The 8,188-nt window shown below is 51.5% G+C and carries 8 protein-coding genes and 1 pseudogene; 1 reads left to right on the forward strand and 8 read right to left on the reverse strand.

The genetic code is table 11. The features are described from left to right. Positions 1-9: 9 nt before the first annotated feature. The 3 genes from LG202_RS02595 to LG202_RS02605 all read right to left on the reverse strand — a co-directional run bounded on the left by LG202_RS02595 (position 10) and on the right by LG202_RS02605 (position 4,047). Positions 10-2,490, reverse strand: coding sequence for a TonB-dependent siderophore receptor (locus LG202_RS02595; RefSeq protein WP_230346861.1), 2,481 nt, complete (start codon positions 2,488-2,490; stop codon positions 10-12). 97 nt (positions 2,491-2,587) lie between these two features. Further along, on the reverse strand, positions 2,588-3,544 hold the full coding sequence (locus LG202_RS02600; RefSeq protein WP_230346862.1) for a FecR domain-containing protein: 957 nt from the start codon (positions 3,542-3,544) through the stop codon (positions 2,588-2,590). Continuing rightward, a complete protein-coding gene (locus LG202_RS02605; RefSeq protein WP_230346863.1) occupies positions 3,541-4,047 on the reverse strand; it encodes a sigma-70 family RNA polymerase sigma factor in 507 nt (168 codons plus the stop codon). The genes LG202_RS02600 and LG202_RS02605 overlap by 4 nt, the downstream gene beginning before the upstream one ends. A gap of 148 nt (positions 4,048-4,195) precedes the next feature. Between LG202_RS02605 and speG the strand changes: the two genes are divergently transcribed. Continuing rightward, the gene (speG, locus tag LG202_RS02610) at positions 4,196-4,762 is read left to right on the forward strand and encodes a spermidine N1-acetyltransferase (RefSeq protein ID WP_230346864.1); all 567 of its coding nucleotides are present in this window, start codon (positions 4,196-4,198) and stop codon (positions 4,760-4,762) included. A gap of 23 nt (positions 4,763-4,785) precedes the next feature. Here the strand turns inward: speG and LG202_RS02615 are convergent, their stop codons facing one another. The 5 genes and pseudogenes from LG202_RS02615 to LG202_RS02635 all read right to left on the reverse strand — a co-directional run. After that, complete coding sequence (locus LG202_RS02615; RefSeq protein ID WP_230346865.1) at positions 4,786-5,100, reverse strand: DMT family transporter; 315 nt, start codon at positions 5,098-5,100, stop codon at positions 4,786-4,788. A 161-nt stretch (positions 5,101-5,261) separates the two neighbouring features. Beyond that, a complete protein-coding gene (locus LG202_RS02620; protein ID WP_230346866.1) occupies positions 5,262-5,411 on the reverse strand; it encodes a DUF2474 domain-containing protein in 150 nt (49 codons plus the stop codon). Further along, the gene (gene cydB, locus LG202_RS02625; RefSeq protein ID WP_230346867.1) at positions 5,398-6,405 is read right to left on the reverse strand and encodes a cytochrome d ubiquinol oxidase subunit II; all 1,008 of its coding nucleotides are present in this window, start codon (positions 6,403-6,405) and stop codon (positions 5,398-5,400) included. The genes LG202_RS02620 and cydB overlap by 14 nt, the downstream gene beginning before the upstream one ends. Continuing rightward, positions 6,406-7,842, reverse strand: a complete 1,437-nt coding sequence (locus LG202_RS02630) for a cytochrome ubiquinol oxidase subunit I (protein WP_230346868.1) — start codon at positions 7,840-7,842, stop codon at positions 6,406-6,408. Between the two features lie 154 nt (positions 7,843-7,996). Further along, positions 7,997-8,188: pseudogene (locus LG202_RS02635) on the reverse strand (response regulator); the annotation flags it as partial.

An 8,188-nucleotide genomic window follows, 5' to 3' on the forward strand; every position in this document is an offset into this window, starting at 1 on the left:
TGATGTTTCCTAGAATTGATACCTTAATGTCAAGATTGCGCTACGTGGGGTGCCATAGTAGTTATGGTCGTAACTGGTTGATTCAAAGTAGCTCTTGTCAAAAAGATTGGTAATATTTAATGAGGCCAGCAAATGCTCATCAAGGCGATAAGCGATGCGACCATTAAATACCGTGTAACCACTTTGTTGTCTTGCATAGTAACCAAAACTGCTGGCTTCACTTTGACTGGTCACGCCTCCACTGATGGATAACTTGTTCCAGTCACCAGGCAATGTATAGGTGCTCCAGAGTCGCAACATATGTTTTGGTACGCCAACGTTTGCAGTGATGTTATAAGCTACTGAGGGTGGTTCTTCAGAAACATATTGGATGTCATTGAACGTGTACGCCGCATATACCTGCAAACGCTCAGCCAGTTCGCCGCTGATTTCTGCCTCAACACCCTGACTTTTGATTTCCATGGCCGAGCGATAGCAAGTGCCTCCGCATTGGGCTTGAGCAATATTCGTCGCGATGGAGGCATCTTGCAGCCCCATGTTCTTTTGCGTCATATGGAACAGGGTGAGGGCTGTGTTGACCTTGCCGTTGAGCAGTTCGCCCTTCAAGCCAATCTCATAACCTTTACCAATGATAGGGTCCAAAAAGCTGCCTGTGACATCACGTCGGTTCTGTGGCTTGAAAATGTCGGTATAACTGGCATACACGGACCATTCATCACTCAGTTTGTAAATCAGTGCGGCAAAGGGCGTGACCTTGTCATTCTTGCTCGCTTCTGCAACCGAAGCACCCCACGGGCCATCAGAAGAGTAAATATTCTTATAGGAAGATGCTCTGGCTCCGAGTACGAGTGACAAAGGGTCTGTCAGTTGATAACGGCCAGTGGCATAAATGCCTCTACTGGTCGATTCATAGGCATCATCCCAGCGGTTGCTGGCATATATCTCGGCATCTGTTGGTTCCGCAACGCTGGCCTGATAGTTAAGGATGTTGCTTAAAGACTCTACCCCGTATTTCGCCCCCCAGACATCATCGCTATGTAGCTTGGAGTAATTGGTCCCTGCCACTACATCCAGTTTTTTGCCGAATAACTCTGTATTGCCGCTGATGTGCATATCTCCCCCCACATGGTTGGAGAAATAGTCAAAAACGTAAGCATCCCCGGCAAATGTGTTGGGAGGTCCCAGTCGCCCACGTCGCTGAATGTACTTGAAGTCGTTCGATTCTTTTGCATTGACCAATGAGATATTGAGTTTCCAGCTTTCATTCAATCGGTGTTGTAGGTCTGCATAATACGTATCCTGGGTTTTATCCCAGTATGACCATGATGGACTCAGGAAAGTAGAGCGCTTGAAATTCGGCATGGTGCCGTTACTGTAGTTCGGCAACCCCATGACATCAGGGGTGGATTTCAATTCTTCATGGCTGAATCCCAGGCCTATAGTGGTATCTGATCCTAAGTCAATGTCCAGTGCCGCGTAGAAGGTCTGATTCTTTGAAGCCTTATGATCGACAAATGACCGCTGGTTATCGCCATCCACGACGATGCGTCCACGAATAGTCTGGCTTTCGTTCAGGGAGCCACCCGCATCAAGTTGTAGCCCATATCTGTCCCAGGAGCCGGCTTTCGCTGTGATGACGACTTGTTTTTCATGCGTAGGGCGCTTGCGGACGAGATTCACCGAGCCGGAAGGATCGCCAGCACCTTCCAGCATGCCTTGCGGGCCACGCATGATTTCAAGGCGGTCGAAAATGGCAGTTTGTCCCGTAAACGAGGAACCACGGGTATACAGCTGGCGCTCAAGCGGCACACCATTGTATTGAAAACTATTGATGAAAAAGCCGCGCGAGTAAAACTGCGTGCCAGGAAAGCTGGCGACAGCAGTGATCCCTGGGGAGTTCTCGAGAGCTTCCTTGACGGAGGTGATGTTCTGGTCACGCATGCGTTGCTGGGTGACGACGGAGACAGAGAGTGGAATATCCTTGAGCTTTTGTGTGCCCTTCATGATGTTGACCTGGCCAGAGGTATAGGAGCCGTTACCTTCTGTGGTGGCAGCATCCTGCCAATACTCACGCGCCGAGCGCACTTGTAGCTCTGGCAATGTGGTGGATTGGCCATTTTCTTGTATGCCAGCCAGTTTTTTCAGGGAGTATTGTTTATCCGTAATCCGATCCAGGCCAAACCCCGTACCTTTCAACAATTGCGAGAAGCCTTCATCCACAGTGTAATTTCCCCTCAATCCCTGGCTTTGCAAGCCCGTGAGCATGGATGAGTCGAATGACAGTTGCGTGCCAGTGAGAGCGGCAAACTCAGCCAGTACATTGCCCAATGGCCCCGGAGCCAAATCATATTGATGTGTGCTGGCGATATTGGCGTTATCCGCGGCGAATACGTGGCTGCTATATGCTGTGCTGATGAATGCCAGGCTCAGCAAAGCGGACTGCACGGCGTGCTTCAACTTGTAGGGTTGGCGGTAGGGTGAGGACGACAAGATTAACTCCCAGTATTTTAATTGGATGAAAGTCTGCAATTGCAGGTGTTCATCGACTACACCGGATGAGTTGGCAAAAGGTATCAGGTAAAGGAGTTTATTTTTTCAGTGGTGCTATTGTGACCCAATAGCGCGTGATGCTATGGATCTCAAGCGGCAGTGAGTTGCGTAGCATATCTAGGCTGGCACGGGTATCCATCAATGGAAAAGCGCCCGAGACATGTAGCTCTGAAATTGCCGGGTGGCAACGCAGGATGCCGCGGTGGTAACGGTTGAGCTCATTGACTAATAAGCCCAGGGGCATATCTTGTGCCAGCAACATGCCATGTTGCCAAAGGCCGGTCGCCGGATTGACTGCTTGGGTTGCCGAGATGGCGCTGGCGTTGAAGTCCGCTTGTTCGCCAGCTTGCAAGGTGCGCGATTCTCCGCCTGGCAATGCGATGCGCACTTTGCCTTCCAATACCGCCAATTGGCTTTGCTCGGGTTGCGCGTGCACGTTGAATCGTGTGCCGAGTGCGGTCAATTGGGCATGGCGCGTCGTGACGACGAAGCGGCGGTGCTGGGTATCTGCATGACCAGTCTCCACCATGATTTCACCATGTAACAGGATAATTTCGCGTTGCGTACGGACATACTGGATATTGATGGTGGTATTGGTATTCAGGGCAAGGGTTGTGCCATCAGCCAGTTGTACGGTTTGTTGTTCACCGGTCGCAGTATGGTAATCGGCGCTCCAATCTTCCCATGGCAATCCTCTGTAAGTTGCCCAGGCAGCAGGTCCGGCTGCCAGCAATATGCCCAGTCCTTGTAGCAGCTTGCGTCGCTGTGTCTGCTTGATTCTGCTGAATGTGGCTTTGCCAATATGGTTGGGTACCTGGCCAAAGGTTTGTTGTAACTGTTCAGCGCGCTGCCAAGCTTCGGCGTGATATGCACTTTGTTGACGCCATGCTTCAAATTCTTCTACCTTGGCGCTGGTATCGCCAGATTGAAATCGTACTAGCCAGTCGGCGGCCTCTTCCAGGATGGCGACGGGTGGATGGTTTTGCAGTGTCATAGTGCTAACAGGCAGGTAGTGAATGCCTTGCGCATGTGGCGCTTGACTGTGATCAACGAGAGATTGAGCTGGCTAGCAATCTGGGGATAAGTGAGCCCATCAAGCTGGGCAAGCATGAAGATGGTACGGGTTTTGGTGGGCATGGCTTGGAGCATGCGATCAATACGAAATAGCGATTCCAGGATCAAGAGCCGGGTTTCCGGTGAAGGGGTATGCATGGCAGGTAGCAGGGCAATGGTTTCTTGGTAGGCCCGCTCAATTTCCTGATGGCGCCAGTGATCTATCATCAAGCCTTTGGCAATATGGGTGAGAAAGGCCCGGGGTTCTTCCCCTAACTGCTGGAGGCGATGCTTGTCCATCATGCGGATGAAGGTATCATGCGCCAAATCGGCAGCATCCCAAGAGTTGCCTAGTTTCTTGCGCAGCCATGCATGCAGCCAGCCATGATGATCGGTATATAGGGTGTGAATTTGCTGCTGGGTGCTGGAAGCAGGGCTGGACATGATGCTATATAAATAAGAATCGTTATTAATTGTAGCGAATAATATATCTGCACTGCAATCAAATTACTTCGCTTGGCGGGGAGTGGAGACAGTATGGAAGGGACTCCGCGCTATAATCTGGCTATCGTCAGGTAAGTGAGGGGTGTTTATGGCTGATCGCATCAATCTGCGTCCATTAGAGCGTAATGACCTGCATTTTGTACACAAGCTCAATAATAACGACACCATCATGCGTTATTGGTTTGAGGAGCCTTATGAAGCCTATGACGAGCTGGTGGCTTTATATGACCGGCACATTCATGACCAGAACGAACGGCGTTTCATCATTGAGCTAGATAATGGCGAATTGGCTGGGTTGGTGGAGCTGGTTGAGATCAACTACATCCATAGGCGTGCCGAATTTCAGATCATCATTGCGCCAGACTACCAGGGGCGCGGGCTGGCCAAGTCAGCTACGCGGATTGCGGTGGGCTATGCCTTTCGGGTGCTCAACCTGCACAAGGTATATCTGGTGGTAGATCAGGAAAACCAGGCAGCTATTCATATCTATGAAACCTGCGGATTTGAGGTGGAAGGCCATCTCAAGCAGGAGTTTTTTTCCAATGGCTCGTACCGCGATGCCTTGCGCATGCGCTTGTTGCAGGATGATTACCTGCGGTATGTTGGCCCGGCACCAGTGGATGCGTCTGTATTACGCGAGTGGCAGGATCTTTGATCCCGCCACCCCTGGCAGCCATGTCATGAGACCAGTTTCAGGCCAATGATGGAACCGATCAGCAACAGCAGGAACAGGATGCGCAGAGTGCCTGCGGGATCGCCGAATAGCCAGATGCCGATGAGGGCTGTGCCACAAGCGCCAATGCCCGTCCAGATGGCATAAGCCGTGCCGAGAGGAATGCCTTGCAATGCTTTGGTCAGCATGGCAAAACTCAGGATGGTAAAGACGACGAAGCCTAGAGTAGGGATAGGCTTGCTGAAGCTTTCCGACATTTTTAGGCAGGTGGTAAAACCGATCTCGAATACGCCAGCCAGCAATAGATATATCCACGACATAGACAACCCTTTCATATGACTCGGGTCGTCCCGTGATAATCAGTGATGATGAGGTCGTCCCCATCATATGGATACTGGGATGAGATTTCACCCAGCAAAAACGTGAAGATATTCTTTCACGCCAGGACATACCTGTCAAATCACGGGCTGCCTCAGTATTTTTATGTCTGTAGCCCGATGCTGATCATAAAGAGCCGCATGATATAAGCAGCAGCCAACATGGCGGTGACACTGCCACACCAGATCAATACCAGCCATAGCAGGCGTTTACGCCAATCAGGGCGTGCTTTCTCCTGTTTAGTGATAGCCATCGCCATGCCTGACCTTGCCCTTGAAAACACGATAAGACCAGACTGTGTAGGCCAGTATCACGGGAATGATGGCGAGCGTGCCTACCAGGGCGAACTCCAGGCTAGCTTTGGGTGCAGCGGCCTCCCAGATCGTCACGTTGGGTGGGATGATCTGCGGCCATATGCTGATGGCCAAGCCAAACAAGCCCAGCAGAACAATGATGAGCGCGGCAATGAAAGGCTGCCGATCATAGCCTGATTTCAGTTCACGCATTAGGGAGTACAAGCTGACCCCCACCAGCAAGGGTACCAACGATAAGAAATAGAAATTGGGCAGGCTGAACCAGCGTTCGGCGATGCCAGAATGTGCCAGCGGTGTCCAGATACTAACCCCGATCAGTGCCACAATCACCAGGCCAACCAGGGGGCGCGTTAACTCCAGCATGCGTTGCTGCAATTGTTCTTCTGTCTTCATGATTAGCCAGGTACTACCAAGCAATGCATAGGCCACCATTACGCCCAATCCAGTAAATATTGAGAACGGGCTGATCCAATCCAGCGAACTGCCGGAGAATGAATTTCCATCCAATACAATGCCATTGATATAGGCGCCCAGTGTGACTCCTTGAAAGAAAGCGGCGGTGATAGAGCCACCGATAAATGCTTTATCCCAGATTGGTCGCTCCCGTTCCGGTGCCTTGAAACGGAATTCGAATGCCACTCCCCGGAAAATCAGGCCCAGCAACATCAGGATAATCGGCTGATATAGCGCACTAAGCACCACAGCATAGGCCAGCGGAAAAGCTGCCATCAGGCCTGCGCCCCCTAGCACTAGCCAGGTTTCATTGCCATCCCAGACCGGGGCGACGGTATTCATCATGACATCCCGGTCAGCGCTCTCTTTAACAAAAGGGAACAGGATGCCAATGCCCAGATCGAACCCGTCCATGACCACATACATTGCGATAGCGAACAAGATCACCATCAGCCATATCATTGGTAAATCAAAATCCATCTATCGCGATTCCTTAGTATTGGGCGAATGTGTTTCCAGAGAAAAGGCAGTATCCGGCACCGAGAGTGGGCGCATCGGTTGCCGTGCTTGCCCTGGGCCTCCCTCCAGCTCATGTTCACCGTGATGCACTGGTTGGCGTATCAAGTGCATGAGATAACCAATGCCGATGCCGAACACGAACACGTAGACCACGACAAACAAGGCCAAGGAAGCCGCGAGAGACGTGATGTCGTGATTAGACACTGCATCAGCGGTACGCATGATGCCATAAACCACCCAGGGTTGGCGCCCCACCTCTGTAGTAAACCATCCAGCCAGGATGGCAATCACTCCGCTAGGCCCCATCCAGAGTGCCAAGCGCAGGAATCCTCTATGTGTATATAAATGGTCGCGATGGCGCAGCCACAGGCTCCAAAAACCGAGGGCAATCATCAATACGCCTAATCCCACCATGATGCGGAAAGACCAGAAAATAATGCTGGCATTGGGCCTATCCTCCGCTGGAAAGTCCTTGAGCGCAGGGATCTGGCCATCCCAGCTATGGGTGAGGATCAGGCTACCCAAACGCGGGATACCCAATGAAAAGTGTGTGGTTTCGGCTTCCATGTCAGGCAGGCCAAATAACAAGAGGGGGACGCCTTCCCCAGGATGATGTTCCCAGTGACCTTCCATCGCTGCGATCTTGGCGGGTTGATGCTGTAGTGTATTTAAGCCATGAAAGTCGCCGACGAGTGCCTGAATAGGAGCGACCACGACCAGCATCCACATGGCCATCGACAACATCGTTCTCACCGCTATCGAGGCCTGGCCACGCAATATATGCCATGCCCCGGCAGCACCGACCATCAATGCGGTAGCGAGGAAAGCTGCAATACCCATGTGTAGTAAGCGATAAGGGAAGGATGGGTTAAAAATAATCGCCCACCAGTCTTTGGGGATGACAATCCCATTGGCAATCTCAAAGCCTTGCGGCGTCTGCATCCAGCTGTTTGACGCCAAAATCCAGGTGGCGGAAATGAGTGTCCCCAGGGCCACCATGCCAGTCGAGAATAAATGCAAGCCAGGCCCGACCCGGCTCCAGCCAAACATCATTACCCCAAGAAAGCCGGCCTCCAAGAAGAAGGCTGTGAGCACTTCATAGGTAAGCAATGGTCCCGTCACACTCCCGGCAAATGCAGAAAACCCACTCCAATTGGTGCCGAACTGGTAGGCCATGACGAGTCCGGAGACGACACCCATGCCGAAATTGACACCGAAAATCTTGAGCCAGTAGTGATAGAGATCTTTGTAGACTTCTCTGCCTGTTTTTAGCCACATGGCTTCCAGCACAAAGAGGTAGCTGGCTAAACCGATCGTGATGGCAGGGAAGATAATATGAAACGATACGGTGAACGCAAACTGGATGCGGGCTAGGTCGAGCGCGGATATGTCTGGCATGGTGGTGTGCAAACTCCTTGATAGCCAAGCTCTAGGTAGGCTGGAGGCGCGTTACCTAGAATTCAAGGACGCTAGCTTACTGCGTATATCTATTGCTCAACAGATACAGATTCACCCATAAACACCATGACAGATGGTGAGGGAAGGGAACGTGCTAGGCCGAAAATTTCGCCGCCTGTGCTTCAATCGTTTCAATCGCCATGTCGAAATCCATCGATTTGTCGAAGAAGTGATCTACGCCCAATTCATTCGCCATCTGGCGATATTGTGGATAGGCATGGTTGGTCAGGATCAGGTAAGCGGGGCGGGGAAATGGAAAGTTAGGCTGTTGCGTGGCTTTGATGAC

Source organism: Methylobacillus methanolivorans (assembly GCF_054588515.1).

Excerpts from the sequence above, each read along its gene's own strand:
- LG202_RS02600 (WP_230346862.1), bottom strand. The coding sequence starts at position 3,544 with ATGACACTGCAAAACCATCCACCCGTCGCCATCCTGGAAGAGGCCGCC.
- LG202_RS02605 (WP_230346863.1), bottom strand. The coding sequence starts at position 4,047 with ATGTCCAGCCCTGCTTCCAGCACCCAGCAGCAAATTCACACCCTATAT.
- speG (WP_230346864.1), top strand. The coding sequence starts at position 4,196 with ATGGCTGATCGCATCAATCTGCGTCCATTAGAGCGTAATGACCTGCAT.
- LG202_RS02615 (WP_230346865.1), bottom strand. The coding sequence starts at position 5,100 with ATGTCGTGGATATATCTATTGCTGGCTGGCGTATTCGAGATCGGTTTT.
- LG202_RS02620 (WP_230346866.1), bottom strand. The coding sequence starts at position 5,411 with ATGGCTATCACTAAACAGGAGAAAGCACGCCCTGATTGGCGTAAACGC.
- cydB (WP_230346867.1), bottom strand. The coding sequence starts at position 6,405 with ATGGATTTTGATTTACCAATGATATGGCTGATGGTGATCTTGTTCGCT.
- LG202_RS02630 (WP_230346868.1), bottom strand. The coding sequence starts at position 7,842 with ATGCCAGACATATCCGCGCTCGACCTAGCCCGCATCCAGTTTGCGTTC.